Origin of the sequence: Hymenobacter psoromatis, from assembly GCF_020012125.1 — a bacterium.
GTDB lineage: Bacteria > Bacteroidota > Bacteroidia > Cytophagales > Hymenobacteraceae > Hymenobacter > Hymenobacter psoromatis.
Map to the genome: position 1 here is coordinate 1 of NZ_JAIFAG010000001.1, position 16,711 is coordinate 16,711.

Annotated in this window: 19 protein-coding genes and 1 riboswitch; of the genes, 12 read left to right on the forward strand and 7 right to left on the reverse strand. The window is 62.8% G+C overall.

Annotated features, from left to right (window positions below; translation table 11 throughout):
- The coding region (locus tag LC531_RS00005) for an SGNH/GDSL hydrolase family protein (RefSeq protein ID WP_223648268.1) at positions 1-707 on the forward strand (707 nt) is incomplete at its 5' end.
- Positions 708-849: 142 nt separating this feature from the next.
- Here the strand turns inward: LC531_RS00005 and hrpB are convergent.
- The 3 genes from hrpB to LC531_RS00020 all read right to left on the reverse strand — a co-directional run bounded on the left by hrpB (position 850) and on the right by LC531_RS00020 (position 4,810).
- On the reverse strand, positions 850-3,573 hold the full coding sequence (gene hrpB, locus LC531_RS22845; RefSeq protein ID WP_223648269.1) for an ATP-dependent helicase HrpB: 2,724 nt from the start codon (positions 3,571-3,573) through the stop codon (positions 850-852).
- A gap of 9 nt (positions 3,574-3,582) precedes the next feature.
- A complete protein-coding gene (locus LC531_RS00015) occupies positions 3,583-4,344 on the reverse strand; it encodes a YqjF family protein (RefSeq protein ID WP_223648270.1) in 762 nt (253 codons plus the stop codon).
- A gap of 142 nt (positions 4,345-4,486) precedes the next feature.
- Positions 4,487-4,810, reverse strand: a complete 324-nt coding sequence (locus LC531_RS00020) for a rhodanese-like domain-containing protein (protein WP_223648271.1) — start codon at positions 4,808-4,810, stop codon at positions 4,487-4,489.
- Between the two features lie 53 nt (positions 4,811-4,863).
- Between LC531_RS00020 and pnuC the strand changes: the two genes are divergently transcribed.
- From pnuC to LC531_RS00035, 3 genes are read left to right on the forward strand one after another with little or no spacing between them, the layout of a single operon-like run.
- Positions 4,864-5,493 carry a nicotinamide riboside transporter PnuC gene (pnuC, locus tag LC531_RS00025; protein WP_223648272.1) on the forward strand — a complete coding sequence of 210 codons (630 nt, stop codon included), beginning with the start codon at positions 4,864-4,866 and terminating at the stop codon, positions 5,491-5,493.
- Between the two features lie 11 nt (positions 5,494-5,504).
- The gene (locus LC531_RS00030; protein WP_223648273.1) at positions 5,505-6,026 is read left to right on the forward strand and encodes an AAA family ATPase; all 522 of its coding nucleotides are present in this window, start codon (positions 5,505-5,507) and stop codon (positions 6,024-6,026) included.
- 40 nt (positions 6,027-6,066) lie between these two features.
- Entirely contained in the window at positions 6,067-6,945 is an 879-nt protein-coding gene (locus LC531_RS00035; RefSeq protein ID WP_223648274.1) for an aldose 1-epimerase family protein, read from the forward strand.
- A 56-nt stretch (positions 6,946-7,001) separates the two neighbouring features.
- Here the strand turns inward: LC531_RS00035 and LC531_RS00040 are convergent, their stop codons facing one another.
- Positions 7,002-7,232 (reverse strand): hypothetical protein, encoded by a 231-nt coding sequence (locus tag LC531_RS00040; protein ID WP_223648275.1) that lies wholly within the window; start codon positions 7,230-7,232, stop codon positions 7,002-7,004.
- Between the two features lie 214 nt (positions 7,233-7,446).
- Positions 7,447-7,553, forward strand: a riboswitch (TPP riboswitch).
- 63 nt (positions 7,554-7,616) lie between these two features.
- Between LC531_RS00040 and LC531_RS00045 the strand changes: the two genes are divergently transcribed.
- From LC531_RS00045 to LC531_RS00075, 7 genes are all read left to right on the forward strand, one after another.
- Positions 7,617-10,070, forward strand: coding sequence for a TonB-dependent receptor (locus tag LC531_RS00045; RefSeq protein ID WP_223648276.1), 2,454 nt, complete (start codon positions 7,617-7,619; stop codon positions 10,068-10,070).
- Positions 10,071-10,126: 56 nt separating this feature from the next.
- Complete coding sequence (locus tag LC531_RS00050; protein ID WP_223654027.1) at positions 10,127-10,390, forward strand: hypothetical protein; 264 nt, start codon at positions 10,127-10,129, stop codon at positions 10,388-10,390.
- Positions 10,391-10,421: 31 nt separating this feature from the next.
- The gene (locus tag LC531_RS00055) at positions 10,422-10,604 is read left to right on the forward strand and encodes a Uma2 family endonuclease (RefSeq protein WP_262903312.1); all 183 of its coding nucleotides are present in this window, start codon (positions 10,422-10,424) and stop codon (positions 10,602-10,604) included.
- A 152-nt stretch (positions 10,605-10,756) separates the two neighbouring features.
- Complete coding sequence (gene modA, locus LC531_RS00060) at positions 10,757-11,524, forward strand: molybdate ABC transporter substrate-binding protein (RefSeq protein WP_223648278.1); 768 nt, start codon at positions 10,757-10,759, stop codon at positions 11,522-11,524.
- Between the two features lie 147 nt (positions 11,525-11,671).
- The gene (modB, locus tag LC531_RS00065; RefSeq protein WP_223648279.1) at positions 11,672-12,346 is read left to right on the forward strand and encodes a molybdate ABC transporter permease subunit; all 675 of its coding nucleotides are present in this window, start codon (positions 11,672-11,674) and stop codon (positions 12,344-12,346) included.
- Positions 12,330-13,175: an ATP-binding cassette domain-containing protein gene (locus LC531_RS00070; protein ID WP_223648280.1), complete on the forward strand. Its 846-nt coding sequence runs from the start codon at positions 12,330-12,332 to the stop codon at positions 13,173-13,175. The genes modB and LC531_RS00070 overlap by 17 nt, the downstream gene beginning before the upstream one ends.
- Before the next feature lie 96 nt (positions 13,176-13,271).
- Positions 13,272-14,507: an acyl-CoA dehydrogenase family protein gene (locus LC531_RS00075; protein WP_223648281.1), complete on the forward strand. Its 1,236-nt coding sequence runs from the start codon at positions 13,272-13,274 to the stop codon at positions 14,505-14,507.
- Positions 14,508-14,822: 315 nt separating this feature from the next.
- On the opposite strand, the gene LC531_RS00080 is transcribed toward LC531_RS00075, so the two are convergent.
- A complete protein-coding gene (locus tag LC531_RS00080; RefSeq protein WP_332874859.1) occupies positions 14,823-15,251 on the reverse strand; it encodes a DUF5615 family PIN-like protein in 429 nt (142 codons plus the stop codon).
- Positions 15,214-15,483 (reverse strand): DUF433 domain-containing protein, encoded by a 270-nt coding sequence (locus tag LC531_RS00085; protein WP_223648283.1) that lies wholly within the window; start codon positions 15,481-15,483, stop codon positions 15,214-15,216. The genes LC531_RS00080 and LC531_RS00085 overlap by 38 nt, the downstream gene beginning before the upstream one ends.
- Before the next feature lie 79 nt (positions 15,484-15,562).
- Between LC531_RS00085 and LC531_RS00090 the strand changes: the two genes are divergently transcribed.
- Positions 15,563-15,886, forward strand: coding sequence for a hypothetical protein (locus LC531_RS00090; RefSeq protein ID WP_223648284.1), 324 nt, complete (start codon positions 15,563-15,565; stop codon positions 15,884-15,886).
- Positions 15,887-16,010: 124 nt separating this feature from the next.
- Here LC531_RS00090 and LC531_RS00095 read toward each other — a convergent pair whose 3' ends face one another.
- A complete protein-coding gene (locus LC531_RS00095) occupies positions 16,011-16,709 on the reverse strand; it encodes a 4'-phosphopantetheinyl transferase family protein (RefSeq protein ID WP_223648285.1) in 699 nt (232 codons plus the stop codon).
- Between the last annotated feature and the right edge of the window lie 2 nt (positions 16,710-16,711).

Genomic DNA, 16,711 nt, shown 5'->3' on the forward strand with positions numbered 1-16,711 from the left:
TTCAAAAAATAACCGGCCCCAAGCTGGCCGCTCTCCCCCCGCCTACCGGCCCGCTCATCGAGTTTATCGGTAACAGCATCACCTGCGGGGCCGCCGCTGACCCTTCGGAAGTGCCCTGCGGCACCGGCGAGTATCAGGACCAGCACAACGCCTACCAAGCCTACGGCCCCCGCGTGGCCCGCACCCTGCACGCCAACTATATACTGAGCAGCGTGAGCGGCATCGGGGCCTACCGCACCTGGAATCGAACCGGCCCAACAATGCCCGAAGTGTACGAGAAGCTCGATTTTCAGGCAACTAATTCGCAGCTCTGGGATTTTGCCAACTACAAGCCTGCTGTCGTAAGCATTGCCTTGGGCACCAACGACCTGAGTGACGGCGACGGCAAAACGCCCCGGCTGCCCTTCGACAGCGCCGCCTTCGTGAACAGCTACGCGCAGTTCGTGGTGCTGGTAAAGACCAAGTACCCGCAGGCGCGCATCGCGCTGCTAAATAGCCCCATGCTCAACGGTCAGAAGCGCACGAAGCTGCAAAACTGCCTCACCGCAATAAAAACCAAAACCGATGCCGCCTACCCCAGCGCCCCGCCCGTAGCGCTGTTCTTCTTCGAGCCTATGCAGGCCCACGGCTGCAACGGCCACCCCGACGTAGCCGACCACGCCATTCTGGCCAAAGAAATGGAGCCGTTCCTCCAAAAACTACTGTAGGGCGCGGGGCTTGCCCTGCGTTGAACGAAGCCAACGCAGACTGTTGAACACTGGGTGGAGATAAGCCCTACTCCCATCATTTAATACTAGCGCAACTTTTTTTGTACTACCAAATGAACTCCTTGTACCAGTACGCCGGGTTCTAGGACGTTCCAAGGCGCTTTTTGGTAAGTTTGGTGGGGATATGCTTCATCGGCTCATCGGGCCAGGGGTGGCGGGGGTAGCGGCCCTTCAGGTCCTTGCGCACCTCGAAGTAACCCTTCTCCCAAAAGCTGCGCAAGTCGCGGGTGACCTGCGCCGGCCGCCCGCCCGGCGACAGCAAATGGAGCAGCAGCGGCACCCTACCCCCCGCCACGGTGGGCGTCTCGGTGAGGCCGAATAATTCCTGCAGCTTTACAGCTAGCACCGGCGCGGCAGGGTCCTGGTAGTCGAGGGCGATGTGCGAGCCGCTGGGCACTTCGAGGTCGGTAGGAGCCAAGCGGTCGAGCTCCTGGCGCTGGGCCCAGCCGCCGGGCAGCCGCGCCAGCAGTGGCTCCAGCAGGTCGAGGCGCTGCACCTGGTCGAGGCTCTTGAGGCCGGTCAGGTGCGGCCCCAGCCAGGTAGGCAAGTCGGCCAGCAAGGCGGCTTCATCGAAAGCCAGCCACTCGGCCGCCGCCTCCCCGAAATACTGCCGCAGAAACTCCAGCCGTTGCTGCAGCTGACGGGCGGCGGGCGTCCAGTTCAGCTTATCCAGCCCCGCCTCCTGCAAATAGCTGAGTAGCGCCTGGGCCACCAGCTCGGCATTAGGCTGGCCGATAACTTTTTCTTCGAGCAGCAGCGCGCTCAGGCGGCGCACGCGGCGGCCCGTCACGCGCTGGGTGGCGGGGTCGAAGCGCACTTCCTCGGTAGTAATTATTTGCTCCGCGAAAGCTGCTTCCAACTCCTCGCGGTCGAGAGGCGCGGCCAGGGCGGCGCGGGGCGCATTGCCCTGGCCCAGCAGGTGCGCCACCGCAAAAAACTCGGCCTGCGGGTCCACGTCCTCCGTGCGCAGGCTCACGCGCTGGCCGGTCACGAGGCGTAGGCGGTCGGGCGCCTCGCGCTGGGCCAGCCGGTCGGGGTAGGCCAGCGCGGTCAGCAGGCCCACTGGTGAATTGGTGACGTGGTGAACTGGTGCGCTTTCCTTGGCGCTGCCCAGGCGGCTTTGCAGGTGGCGGGCCACGTCGCGCACGCGCTGAAGCGTGGCGTGGTGCAGCGCCAGGCCAGCCATCGGCGCCCGGCCGCTGGCCAGCGCTTCGAGCCTCAGGCGCAGGTCGGGGGGTAGGGGGCGCGGGTCATTGGGCGTGGCCCAGCGCAGCAGGTCGCGTTCGGCCAGCAGGGCGGCCAGCGCGGCGGCCGCCGGGCCGTGGCCCAGCGCCGCGCCGCGCACCACCAGGTGCCCCAGGCGCGGCGGCAGCCCTAGTTTGGCCAGCTGCCGGCCGTGAGGAGTTGAATTAAAAATTAAAAATGAAGAATTAAAAATTGGCCCTCCTGCGTCGTTGTAGGCTTGTGTTTCTCCTACCACATCTTTTCCTTCTACCACCTCGGTTGAGCTTCCTGCCTCATTTTTAATTTTTAATTTATCATTTTTAATTCCCTCCAAAGCCCCCAGGCGCACCAGCAGCTCCCGCGCCTGGGCCACGGCGGCCACGGGCGGCACATCGAGCCAGCGCAGACTGGTGGGGTCACTGGCGCCCCACAGGGCCAATTCCAGCACCAGGCCGCTGAGGTCGGCGGTCTGGATTTCGGGCGGGCGATGGGCGGGTAATTGGTGGTGCTCGGCCTCGGTCCAGAGGCGGTAGCAGGTGCCGGGCGCGAGGCGGCCGGCGCGGCCCCGGCGCTGGTCGGCGGCGGCGCGGGCCACGGGCACGGTTTCGAGCGAGGTGAAGCCCGTGCGCGGCGCAAAGCGCGGCACCCGCGCAAAGCCGCCATCCACTACCACCCGCACGCCCTCAATGGTGAGGCTGGTTTCGGCAATGCTGGTGGCCAGTATCACCTTGCGCCGGCCGGCCGGGGCGGGCTTTAATGCCGCGTCTTGCGCTTCCAACGGCAGCTCGCCGTGCAGCAGGTGCAGGTCGGTACCGGGGGGTAGGGAACCTTCGAGCTTGCGGGCTACGCGCTGCAAGTCGGCCACGCCGGGCAGGAACACCAGCACGTCGCCGGCGTGCGCCGCCAGCGCGGCGCGCACCTGGCCGGGTACCGTTTCGGCCAGCCGCTCGCCGGGCTTGTTGGGCAGCGCGGCGGCCCGGCGCGGGTCGAGGTACACGGTGTCAACCGGAAACAAAAAGCCCGCGCTACTCACCACCGGCGCGGGCAGCCACTGCCCCAGCCGCTGCGCCTCCAGCGTGGCCGACATCAGCACAATGCGCAGCTCGGGCCGCAGTACGGCCTGCGCATCCAGGGCCAGCGCCAGGCCCAGGTCGGCGTTCAGGCTGCGCTCGTGAAACTCATCAAATACCACACAGGCTACGTCTTCCAGGGCCGGGTCGTCTTGCAGCATTCGCGTTAATATGCCTTCGGTAATAACCTCAATGCGAGTAGCTGACGATACCTTGCTGTCGAGGCGCACGCGGTAGCCCACGGTGCGGCCCACGGGCTCGCCCAGCAGTTGGGCCAGGCGGGCGGCGGCGGCGCGGGCGGCCAGCTGGCGCGGCTCCAGCACCAGAATTTTCTGGTTGGCCGGGCGCCAGGCGGCGGCTAGCAGCGCCAGCGGCACCACGGTGGTTTTGCCCGCGCCGGGCGGCGCTTCCAGCACGGCGCGCGGGCTGGTTTCGAGGGCCGCCAGCAGCTCGGGCAGCGCCGCTACAACGGGTAAATCAGGAAAGGGGGGTAGGCGGAAGGCAGCGGACACCCGCCAAAATTACACCCGCCGCAAGCGCCACAGGTCCACGCTCACGTGGCCGCCCGCATGCAGCAGGGGCGCGCCGAGGGGGGTAGGCAGGCCGTGGCCCTCCACCAGGTCCGAGTTATAATTCAACAGCTCCACCTCATGCAAAGGCCAGGAGGTGTGCGCAATGCGGCCCCGGTACAGCTTGTCGCCGCGCCCCGGCCCCATGCCGCCGGCCGCGTAGAGGCAATAGCGCTCGGTGAGGAAAAAAACCAGCGAGCCCGGCTCGGCGGGGGGTAGGACTGCCCCCACGCGCCAGGTGGCGGCAAAGTGGCCCTCGGGCGCGCCGTTGTGCACGCGGTGGCCAATGTAGTGTAGCTCATCGGCGGCGGGCCGCTCCAGCTTGAGCTGCGCCCGAAAATAGGGCAGGTGAAAAAACGTGCGCGCCGCCCACACCGCCAGCGGGTTGCTGGCATCGAGCGAGAAGAACCACACGCCCGGCACACCATCGAGGTGCACGTAGGTGCGCACGTTCAGCTCCAAAAACTCGCGCACGCCGGGCACGGGCGGCGTCACGCGGCTGTGCACGTCCCACATCCGAAAGGGCACCACCGCCAGCCACGCCATGCCCTCGTGCACGTCCACCGTCAGGCGGGGGGGTAGGAGGGCCTGAATCAGCTCGGCCGGCACCGGCCAATGCATAAAAAGCAGGTCGCCCCATTCCTGGTGCATCAGCGGCCGGCCGGCGGGACGCTCGCGCATGGCCAGGCGGTCGGCAAGGGTAGGGGAGGGCATGGAAAAGAAGTTAGAGAAGTAAGTAGAACGTCATGCTGAGCCTGTCGAAGCATCTCTGCCGCACCGTTGGGTTACTAACCCTGATGGCGCGAGCGAGATGCTTCGACAGGCTCAGCATGACGTTCTTTTACGAGAGCTAATACTAATAAATCGGCACCCCCGAATCCACTTCCTGGCTCCAGGCATCAATGCCACCCCTCAAGTTAAGCAGATTTTCGCGGCCCAGGCGGTGCTGCAAGTAGCCCAGCGCCTGCGCCGAGCGCACGCCGTGGTGGCAAATGAGCACCACCGGCCCTTCGGCGCGGATTTCGGCGGCCCGGCGCGGCACCTCGCCCAGCGGCACGAGCACGCTGCCCGCAATGCGGCAGTAGTCAAACTCCATTTCTTCGCGCACGTCGATGAGCTGGATGTCTTCGCCGGCCGTGAGGCGGGCGTGCAGGGCGGCGGGGGTAATGTCGGGCAGCATGGGGTAAAAGTACCGCGCCCGGCTACCTTGCGCGGCTTTTCTGCCCGTGCCCTATGCTGCTGTTTGCCTTCGCCAACCTGCCCGCCGACACCCTGGCCGCCGTGCGCGCCACCACCGGCCTGGAGTGGGCGGCCGTGCTCACGGGCTTCATCTGCGTGTGGCTGGCGGCCCGCGAGTCGCTCTGGAACTTCCCGATTGCTATCGTCAGCTGCCTGCTCTACGTGCTGATTTACTACCGGCAGGGCCTGTATTCCGACAGCGGCTTGCAGGGTATCTTCATCGCCCTCAGCGCCTATGGCTGGTACGAGTGGCGCTACGGCGGCCGGGGCCAGACGCCCCTGCCCGTGACCCACGCACCCCCCGCCGAGTGGGCGCTGGCCGCCGCCTTCGTGCTGGCCTACACCCTGGGCGCGGGCTACTACCTGGCCCACCACACCGACTCCACGTTTCCGCACTGGGACAGCTTCACCACCGGCACCAGCATTGCCGCGCAGTTTCTGCTCATGCGCAAGCGCCTCGAAAACTGGTGGCTCTGGCTGCTGGTAGATATTATTTACGTACCCATTCTGTGGGCCAAGCACCTGTATCCTACCAGCTTATTATACGCGCTGTACCTGGGCCTGGCCGCCTACGGCTACTGGGAGTGGCGACGCGATATGCGCGGTAAAGCGGCGATGGTCTAGTGATTTTTGGTATGCAGCGCATTTCCCTCACCGGCCCCGAATCGGCGGGCAAAAGCACGCTAGCGGCGCAGTTGGCAGCGCACTACGGCACTGTGTTCGTGCCCGAGTTTGCCCGGCATTATTTGGCGAAAAACGGCCCTGCCTACGCCCTACCCGACCTCGAAGCCATTGCCCACAGCCAGCTCGCGGCCGAGGACGCGGCGGCCGCCCAAGCTACCCGCCTGCTCTTCTGCGATACCGATTTGCTGGTCATCAAAATATGGGCAGAAAATGCGTTCGGCACGTGCCCGGCCTGGGTTTTGGCCGGGTTAGCGAAGCCGCGCTACGCCCTTACCCTGCTGCTGGCCCCCGACCTGCCCTGGGAGCCCGACCCCCTGCGCGAGCACCCCGACCCGGCACAGCGCTGGCATTTTTATACGTTGTATAAATCTGAATTACAGAGATTAAGCTGGCATTTTGTAGAAATAAAAGGCCCAGCTAAGCAACGCCTGGCGCAAGCCGTGGCGGCCGTGGATGTCCTCGCCTCCGTTTAATAACCAACGGCTGCTAACTGATAATTGCTAACTGTAAAACATGCCTACTCTGACCTCTGCCACCGCCCGCGTCGAAATTGCCCCGCACGGCGCGGAGCTGACCAGCTTCACCAGCCTCGCCACCGGGCTGGAATACATCTGGCAGGCCGACCCAACGCAGTGGGGCCGTCACGCGCCACTGCTGTTTCCCATCGTGGGCAAGCTGCCCGATGACACGTATCTGCTTGATGGCAAAGCGTATAAGATGCCGCAGCACGGCTTTGCCCGCGACCAGGAGTTTCAGCTCATCTTGCAGGATGCGCACAGCCTCACGTTTCAGCTCATGGCCAGCGCGGCCAGCAAAGCGGCCTACCCCTTCGAATTTGAGCTGCGGGTGCGCTACGAGCTGCGCGGCAGTGTGCTCACCGTGGGCTGGCACGTGCGCAACCCGGCCGCCGCGCCGCGGGCGCTGCTGTTCAGCATCGGCTCGCACCCGGCATTTCGGTGCCCGCCGGGACCAAAGGAGCGGTTCGCGGACTACGCCTTTCATTTTGACCACCCCGTGAGCTTAGATAGGCAGCTGCTGCGCGGCGGCCTGCGCACCGGCGAAACGGCATCCGTGCCCGCGCCGAACGCGGCCCTACCCCTCACCTATGAGCTTTTTGCCGACGACGCGCTGGTATTCAGTCATTTCGACTTCACGCGCCTGACGTTGCAAAAAGCCGATAAAACCGGCCCCTTCGTGCGGATGAAGTTCAATGGCTTTCCCTACCTCGGCCTCTGGACCAAAGGCCCCGGCGCGCAGTTTGTGTGCATTGAGCCCTGGCAGGGTGTGGCCAGCCCCGCCGGCCCGCCGCAGGAGCTACGCGACAAAGAAGGCATTCTGACGCTGGAGCCCAGCCAGGAATTCGAGGCCAGCTACTCGATTGAGATAGGGTAGAAGCCGTCTGTCCTTATTTGATGCGCCACATGCTCGCAAGGACAAATAATTTAACTTCACGCCTCCACCGGGCGGCGGGGGCGGTTATAGTCGGGCTCCCAATCGTTGATGGGGCGTGAGATGCCGGGGGGTAGGTCGAGGTCGGGCAGGCCGGGCTCGTGGGGCTCGCCGCCGCCGTCGTCGTCGCCCGAGGAAGGGGGTGGCGGCGGCAGCGTCCGCCGCTTAGGCACGACCATAAACAGCGTAAACACCGCCAGCATAACCAGCGCAAACAATAGCTGATGCATAATCCGGTAGAACAGAGCGACTAAGGGGGCGGGAAAATACGATTCTATGGACCGGGCCGGGCTGGTTTTCTGGCAACGCAAGTGGCCGGCTGGGAGTTGCGTCGGCCCGGCCCGAAAGCTAAGTTAGCGGATGCCGAGGGAAAAGCAAAGTGCGGTGGCCGAGCAAAAGATGAAAATTAGGAAAAGTGTGGGCGCGCCGCCGCGTGTATCTTTGCGGCCTGTTTAGGGGTGCTGGCTCAGAAATAATTCTGGCCGGCTGAGATTACACCCATTGAACCGGAACCGGATAATGCCGGCGTCGGGAAAAAACAATCCGCGAACGTTTCCGCCCTTGCCGCGACCCCTGCGGCCAGGGTGCGTTCTACTCTTTAGTTTTTTATTTAGTTGAAAACTACTCTTTTGGCGGGAGCCGCACTGTTGGTGCTGGCGGCCGCGCCGGCGTGGGCACAGGGCCCCGTATCTGGCCTCATCACCGATGCCCAAACTGGCGCGAGCCTGCCCGGTGCCACCGTGGTGCTCACCGATGCCCCTACCCTGGGCGCGACCACCGATGCCGCCGGCCGCTTCCGGTTGCCGGCCGTGCCGGCCGGCCCGCATACGCTGCACGTGCGCTTTGTGGGCTACGATGCTATCAGCCAGCCGCTTACTGGTCAGCCCGAGGCGCAGCAGCTGGCCCCGCTGAGCTTGCGGGTGGCCCGCAACCTCACGCCCGAGGCCGTAGTCACGGCCACCCGTGCCAACGAGCGCACCGCTACTACCTACCAGAACGTGAGCCGCGAGCAATTGCAAGCCCGCAATTTCGGCCAAGACCTGCCCTACCTGCTCGACCAGACCCCGAGCGTGGTCACGACTTCGGACGCGGGCACGGGGGTAGGGTACACGGCGCTGCGCATCCGGGGCACCGACGGCACTCGTATCAACGTGACGCTCAACGGGGTGCCGGTGAACGAGGCCGAAAGCCACGGCGTGTTTTTTGTGGATTTGCCCGATTTGGCTTCGTCCATTCAAAGCATTCAGGTGCAGCGCGGGGCCGGACCAAGCACCAACGGCGCGGGCGCGTTCGGGGCTAGCTTGAACGTGGAAACCCTGGGCCTGCGGCCTAAAGCCTACGCCGAAGTGAATAATTCGGCCGGCTCGTTTGGGACCTGGAAAAGCACCGTGGCGGCCGGTACGGGCCTGCTGAATGGCCACTTCACGGTGGATGCGCGGGCCTCGCGCATCCAGAGCGAGGGCTACATTGACCGGGGCTGGTCGCGGCTCCGGTCGCTGTATTTAGCCGGCACGTATTCGGATGAAAAAACGCTGCTGCGGGCACTCATTATCACGGGCTACGAGCAAACCTACCAGGCCTGGTACGGACTGGCCGACTCGTTATTAACCAAGAATCGGCGATACAACGAGGCCGGCACCGACGCGGGCCAGCACTTTCCGGCTTATAAAAATCAGACCGATAATTACCAGCAGGATTATTATCAGTTTCTGATTTCCAGACAGTTAAGTTCAAAATTTAATCTGAGTGTGACGCCCTTCTGGACGCGCGGCGGCGGCTACTACGAGGAGTACAAGGCCAACCAGAACTTTGCGATGTACGGCATTTCGGGGCCGGTGTACCAGCCGCGCACGGGCGGCGGCTTCGACACGCTGACGACGACCGACGTTATCCGCCGCCGCTGGCTCAAAACCGACCTTTACGGTGCGACCTACGCCCTGCAAGGCACTTTCAATCAAACGTTTCTGAAGACCTTCGCCGTGGGCGGCGCGGTGGTGGGCTACCGCGGCCAGCACTACGATGAGCTGACCTGGGCGCAGCGCGGCAACAACATTCCCGAAACCGGCACGCCCTACTATTCGGAGCCCAATGCTCATAAGCTCGACGTGAATTCCTATGCCCGCGCTACCGTGGCGCTGGGCGAGAATCTGTCGGCTTTCGGCGACGTGCAGTTCCGGCACGTGAGCTACGAGCTGTACGCGCCCGACGGCAGCCCCAACGGTGGCAAGAGCCAGCAGACCATCAACTTCAATTTTTTTAACCCCAAGGCGGGGCTGACTTACCAGGTGACGCCCGCCGTGGCCGCCTACGCCTCCTACGCCCTGGCCCAGCGCGAGCCTACCCGCACCGACTACACCGATACGCCCGCCAACCGCCGCCCGACCGCCGAAAAGCTGCACAACGTGGAGCTGGGCCTGCGCCGCACCACTGGCGCGTTCCAGTGGTCGGCCAACTACTACCTGATGCTGTACCGTGACCAGCTCGTGCTGAGCGGCCACCTCGACGACGTGGGTAACCCCATCCATACCAATGTGCGCGACTCGTACCGCACCGGCATTGAGCTGCAAGCCGCCGCCCGCCTGGCTAAGGGCCTCACCTTCAGCCCTACGGCGACTATCAGCCGGAATAAAATCAATAATTATACCGATTACCTAACCGACTACAACACCAATATCGAGCGCGGCACCACGTTCAAGCAAACCGACATCTCGTTCTCGCCCGCGCTGACTTTTGCCTACACCCTGGAATACGAACTGCTGCCCGGCCTGCGCCTGGCCACGTTGGCCCATTACGCCGGCCGCCAGTACCTTGATAATACATCCACCAACAGCCGCAGCATTCCGGCCTACTACGTGCAGGACGTGCGCGTCCGATACCTCTGGCACCCCACGGCGCTGGGCTTCCGCGAAATCGAGCTGGCCGCCGTGCTTAATAACGTGCTGGGAGCCACTTACGTCAACAACGGCTATACTTACGGCTACCTCAGTGGTGGGCAGGCGCAGTACTACAGCTACTTCTACCCGCAGGCCCGCCAGAATTTCCTGGCTTCGGTCAATTTGCGGTGGTAGGCCCGGCGGCGGGCGTGTATATTTGAAAATCTCCTCACCTGAGCAAACTCGTTGATATGGAAGCGGTCGTTGAAGAAATTTCTATTTACGAGCTAGAACGCGGTAAACCTATGCCCGATATGATTCATGGCTTGGTTCAGGCCAATCTGATATTTGAGTTGAAGCTGCGCCACCGCACTGAGTTTCGCATCGCGTCCGAGGTGGCTTTAGCCACTCTGCCAGTTGGCACTACGCCCGATGTAGTTGGTTTTCCCGCGTCAGCACTGGATTTTGAAAACCGCCCTGCCCGTAACCCTACCCCCCCCACTTCTGTGCATTGAAATTCAATTACCCTCGCAAAGCGCTGAGGAAATGGTAGATAAAACAGAAATTTATTTCCAGTTCGGGGTGAAATCGTGCTGGATAGTGATGCCGGCCATACGCGCCGTGCTAGTGTACAACCGGCCGGGCCATTACGCTTTTTTCCACGCCGACGACACGCTGCGCGATGAAGCCCTGGGCCTGGAACTGCCTTTGGGCTTGGTATTCGCGTAGAGCGGGAGTAGGAAAATCAACTTTAAGTATAGCTTCAGCAAGCCCGGCCGCCCGATGCGGCCGGGCTTTTTGCGGCCCGCACCGGCGGCTGCGCCGCGCTCTATCTTTGTGTACATAACGGCGGCGTGCTGCTCGCTTTTTCCTTGTTCCGTATGCTTCGTTTATTGCTGCTGCTGGCCATGCTGCTGGGCGGCTGGTTGCCCGCCGCCGCGCAGACCGCCTCAGTTACCGCCGCGCCCATTACCATTGCCGCCGCCGCCGATTTGAAATACGCGCTCGATTCGCTGGTGACGATTTTCAACCGCCAATACTCAGCCGCCAAGGTTACGGTGGTGTACGGCTCGTCGGGCAAGTTTTACGAGCAGCTGCGTCACAATGCGCCGTTCGATATATTCTTCTCGGCCGATAGCGACTACCCCCGGCGCTTGCAGCAGGCGGGCCTCACGGCCGGCGCGCCCCGGCCCTACGCCCTGGGCCGCCTGGTGCTGTGGAGCAAGAAGCTGAACCCCAGTGCAAAAGGCATGAATACGCTGCTCGACCCACAGGTGAAGCATGTCGCCATCGCCAACCCCGCCCACGCGCCCTACGGCCGCCTCGCCGAAGAAGTCCTGCGCCATTATAAGCTCTACAACCAGGTGCAGCCCAAGCTGGTATTGGGTGAAAATATTGGCCAGGCCGCCCAGTACGCCGCCACCGGCGCGGCCGATGCTGGCTTGCTGGCCTACGCCCTGGCCCTCAGCCCCGAGCTGCGCCGGGCGGGCCGGTTTTACCTCATTCCGGCCAGCGCGCACTCGCCCTTGCAGCAAAGCTTCGTGGTGCTGAAGCGCGCCAGCGGCAACACTACGGCCACCGCGTTCGCGGCGTTTATGGCTAGCCCGGCGGCCCGGCAGGCGCTGAAAAAGTACGGGTTTGGGCTGTGAAAAAACCGTCTGCCATTGTGAGCCTGCGAAGCAATCTTTTCTTGTCGTTCACATCGTCGAATTTGCTATCCCTAACGGAAGGAAAAATTGCTTCGCAGGCTCGCAATGACAAACGGCACTGACCATTAATCATTAATTCCTACCCCCTTGCCTTCCGACTACTGGCAAACCCTACGCCTGACGTTGGCGCTGGCGGCCTGCACCACAGTGCTGCTGCTGGGGCTGGGCCTGCCGCTGGCCTACGGGCTGGCGCGCAGCCGCTCGCGCCTCAAGCCGCTGCTGGAAGCCGTGGTAAGCCTGCCGCTGGTGCTGCCGCCCACGGTCATCGGGTTTTACCTGCTACTGGCGTTCAGCGATGACACGGGGGTAGGGCGGTTTTTGATTAACCAGCTGGGGCTGAGTCTGAACTTTACGTTTGCCGGCATCCTGGCGGGGTCGTTGGTGTATAGCCTGCCGTTTATGGTGCAGCCGTTGCAGGCGGGGTTTCAGCAGCTGCCGCGCGCGCTGTCCGAGGCGGCGGCCACACTGGGCAAGTCGCGCCTCACTACCCTCTGGCGGGTACTGTTGCCCAATATGCGGCCTGCGCTGCTCAGCGGCGCGGTGCTCACTTTTGCCCACACGCTGGGCGAGTTTGGGGTGGTGCTGCTGATTGGCGGCAGCCTGCCGGGTCGCACGCGGGTGGCTTCCATCGCTATTTATGATGAGGTCGAAAGCCAGCACTACGGCCAGGCCAACGCCTACGCGCTCACGCTGCTGGTGGTAGCTTTCGGTATTCTGACGGCGCTGTATTGGTTTAGCAAGCGCGATGCCCGCCTGTCGTAATTCGTCCGTGCTCGATTTCCACCTGACCAAAGCGTTGCACACCGCCGCCGGCCCGCGCACCCTCGACGTGGCCTTGGCCCTACCCCCCGGCGAGCTGCTGGCCGTGACCGGCCCCTCGGGCTCGGGCAAAACCACGCTGTTGCGCCTGCTCGCCGGCCTCGACCGGCCCGACGCGGGCTTCGTGCTTTTTGGGGAGCAAACGTGGTTTAATGCCGCCCGACGCCAGTGGCTACCGCCGCAGCGCCGCCCGCTGGGCTTCGTATTTCAGGACTACGCGCTGTTTCCGAACATGACGGTGCGCGAAAACCTGACTTTCGCCGCCGAAAATCAAGCTAATAAAACTCAAATTATCAGTGAGTTATTGGAATTACTGGAACTGACCGAATTGGCCGAGCGCCGGCCGGCGCTGCTTTCGGGCGGGCAGCAGCAGCGGGTAGCGCTGGCCCGCGCCCTGGCCCGCCGCCCGCGCCTGCTGCTGCTCGACGAGCCTCTTTCAGCCCTCGACCTGCCCACCCGCCAGCGCCTCCAGCAGGTACTGGCCGAGGTGCACCAGCGCTTTGAGCTGACGACTATCCTCGTGAGCCACGACCCGGCCGAAATTGCGCAGCTCGCCCACCGCGTGCTCACCCTGGACCTGGGCCAGGTGCAAGGGGTAGGGCCGCCCGCCGCGCCGCCTACCCCCGCCACGGTGACTGGCCGCGTGCTGGCCGTGCTGCCCGGCGGTCGCCTGCGGGTGCAGCTGCCGGGCGGTGCCGAGGTCGAGGTGAGCGGGACGGCCGGGGTAGGCGAGGAAATCACCCTGGCGGTGGTGGTAGTGCGCCCGTCGTGAGCCCGCCAGGGGGAATTATTTTGGGCGCGGGCTCGTAGCTCTTGTGCCTTCTTCTGGTGAAGTACCTTTGCCTAAACCCCAGTCCTACCCCCGCCCATGTCCTCCATTGCCGACGTTCTCAGCCCCGAAGTCAAAGCTCACACTGCTCAGCAAGGCAGCACCAATGCCAACGGCTTCACCGATTATTTTGACCTCGACGGCCTGCTGACCGAGGAAAATATCCTCGTGCGGCAGAGCATCCGCGATTTTGTCAAGAAGGAAATCTCGCCCAACATCGAGCAGTGGGCGCAGCAGGCGCATTTTCCCTCCGAAATCGTGCGTAAGTTTGGCGAGGTGGGCGCGTTTGGCCCCACCATCCCGGCCGAGTACGGCGGCGGCGGCCTCGACTACATCAGCTACGGCCTGATTATGCAGGAGATTGAGCGCGGCGACTCCGGGATGCGCTCCACGGCTTCGGTGCAGGGCTCGCTGGTGATGTTCCCCATCTACGCCTACGGCTCCGAGGCGCAACGCCAAAAGTTTCTGCCCCGGCTGGCCAGCGGCGAGTGGCTCGGCTGCTTCGGCCTTACCGAGCCCGACCACGGCTCGAACCCCGGTGGCATGACCACCAATATCCGGGAGGAAGGCGACCACTACGTGCTGAACGGCGCGAAGCTCTGGATATCGAACTCGCCCGAGTGCCAGGTGGCCGTGGTGTGGGCCAAAAACGAGCAGGGCCGCATCAAAGGCGTGCTTGTGGAGCGCGGCATGGCGGGCTTTACTACCCCCGAAATCCATAATAAATGGAGCCTGCGCGCTAGCATCACCGGCGAGCTGGTGTTTGATAACGTTATCATTCCGAAAGAGAATATTCTGCCCAACATCGAAGGCCTGCGCGGCCCGTTGAGCTGCCTCGACTCGGCTCGCTTCGGCATCGCGTGGGGTGCCATCGGCGCAGCCATCGACTGCTACGAGTCGGCCCTAAAGTACAGCCTGGAGCGCGAGCAGTTCGGCAAGCCCATTGCCGCTTTCCAGCTCCAGCAAAAAAAGCTGGCCGAGATGATTACCGACATTACCAAAGCCCAGCTATTAGCTTGGCGCTTAGGGGTTTTAAAGAATGAAGGCAAAGCCACCAGCGCCCAAATCTCGATGGCCAAGCGCAACTCCGTGGAAATGGCCCTGCGCGTAGCCCGCGAAGCCCGCCAGATTCACGGCGGCATGGGCATCACCGGCGAATACCCCATCATGCGCCACATGATGAATCTGGAATCAGTGATTACCTACGAGGGCACGCACGATATTCACCTGCTCATTACGGGCGCGGATATCACGGGTATTCAGGCATTTAAGTAGGGTAACTGAGATTGTTAAATGGAGTTAGAAATCGTTAATTATCTTATTAAGGAATACTCTCACTTGTTGCCGAGGCTGGAAACGCTGGCGCTGAAACATGTGCTTCATAGTGAAAAGCTGCCTGTTGATGCTGAAGGGAAAGTGCACGCCGAAACGCGCGCACTTATGTTGCGAGTCGGTTGGTTGTCAGATGATGAAGAGGTCCTGCTTTTGATGCGCGATGGGAGGGCCGCCTTGCGAGAAAGAATCGCTACTAAAATCTACGCAGAGTATGGAGGTGAAATATTGCTGAACAACTGTTCGCAATGCCGACGGCTAGCTCGAACCCCCCGCGCCAAGCAGTGTCGTTATTGCGGCTACGACTGGCACTAAACCGATGGCCGTAATTGTACCCACATATACGCCGCCCGCCAGCCCCGACTGGGCTAGTAGCGCCAGTACCTGCGATATAAACAGCTTCACCGTGTCGTACTTCAAATTCAGAACATCGAGAAAAATGACTGCAACGGAGTAGCGCTGCCAATTCTGCTCGTAGCACATCTTCTTATCGGCAGTTAGAAAAGCTTCAAATTTATGCTCTACTAGCAACTTCAGCAGTTCGCCGTTTTTCTTGCCGCGCCAGTCTATATCCTGTATCGTGAGCGCATCGTGCAACGGTACCAAGCGGTGCGAAAGCCGCCTGGGTAGTTGCTCGTCAAGCAGCAGCTTAACAGGGCGGGAGCTTATCGGCGAAAGAAAAATCAATCTGGGCCGGTGCCACGTGGAAGGCGGCCGGCAGCAAGGCAGCCTGCACGGCCTGTAAAACGCCTGCGGCCTGCTCGCGGGTCACGCTAGGGAAATCGTAGAGAAACATGGTTAGCGGCTCGTCGTCGCCAAGGTAGTCGAATAGCGCCTGAATAGGCACGCGCGTACCCGTAAAAACCAGCGTACCACCCGTTATTTCCGGGTCAATGGTGATGAGGTCGGTGCGTAGCATGGGAAATATACGAAAACCCGTCCGAACGGTCGGCTCTACCCCACCGTATAGCCGCAGACACTCTTTCCCTTTTCCACGCATGGCTACTGAACCCGAAAACGCCGAAAGCCGCCGCCAGGAGCGCCGCGAGCACGACCAAGAAGCCTACCGCGAGCAGGGCGACGATATGCGCCAGGGCGGCCCCGACCCCGACCTGGCCCACCGCCTGCGCTCGCGCCCCGGCGACGGCAACTTTGACCCCAATGTGCAAGCTGAAGATGGCACCAGCGACGGTGTAGCTGCCCACATCGGCAGCAGCGGCCAGGGAGCTAGCCAGCGCGGCGGCGAAACCGTGCAAGACGCCAATAAAGCCCCCGACCGCCTCGCCGACCACAACACGGAAGGCGGCGACATCAAAGACTAATCTGCTTCGCTGCTTGATTTCTAACCTCTAGCCTTTAGCAGTTTTCTAAAACACCAGGCTCACCAGGCTTCCCTATGGGAAGCCTGGTGAGCCTGGTGTTTTTTTTTAGCTATAAACGGATGGCTCAAATAAATAACCGCGCATCCAAGCTCCGAAACTGGATGACTGGCTGCCAGTCGATGGGGTAGGCCAGGGCGGCCGAATAGCCGGGGGCCACACCAAAGCTGCGGACGGTCCAGCCGGTGGCCGCCGAAGTAGTGGCTTCGCTGAGCCCCGTGCCAGTGGCTTTGGTCCGGGCTTCCATCTGGGTCCAGATTTGATAGAACGTGGCCTGTGGCTGGGCACTCTGGGCTAAGAGCTGCTGCTCGGTGGTGCTGAAGCGGTAGGCCGCCACGCTGGCAAAATCCAACTCCGGCGCTTGCACTTCCACGTCAATCCCAATCTCGCGGGCGGCCAGCGCGATAAGCACCCACTCGCCCGAGTGGGCCACGTTGAAGTGCACGCAGGCCGGCTCGGCCAATTGTGGCTTGCCAAAGCGGCTGAGGCACAGTGGCACGGCGGCCGGGGGTAGCCCCAGCCGCTGCCCCAGCAGGTAGCGCAGGCCAGCTCGCCCCACCCGAAAGCGCAGCTGGTCGGCGTAGTGGGCGTAGCGGGCGGTACGCTGCTGCTCGGTAGGTGTCAGCAGCGCATCGAGGTGGTGCTCCAGGCCGGCAAAGGCGGCGGTGGGAATGCGGTAAACCGTTAGCGTGTCGGTGAGGGGTAGGGGCGGGGTAAGGGCCAGCCACTGCTGGGCAGGGCGGCGGGTAGCAGCTAGCGGGGCCATAA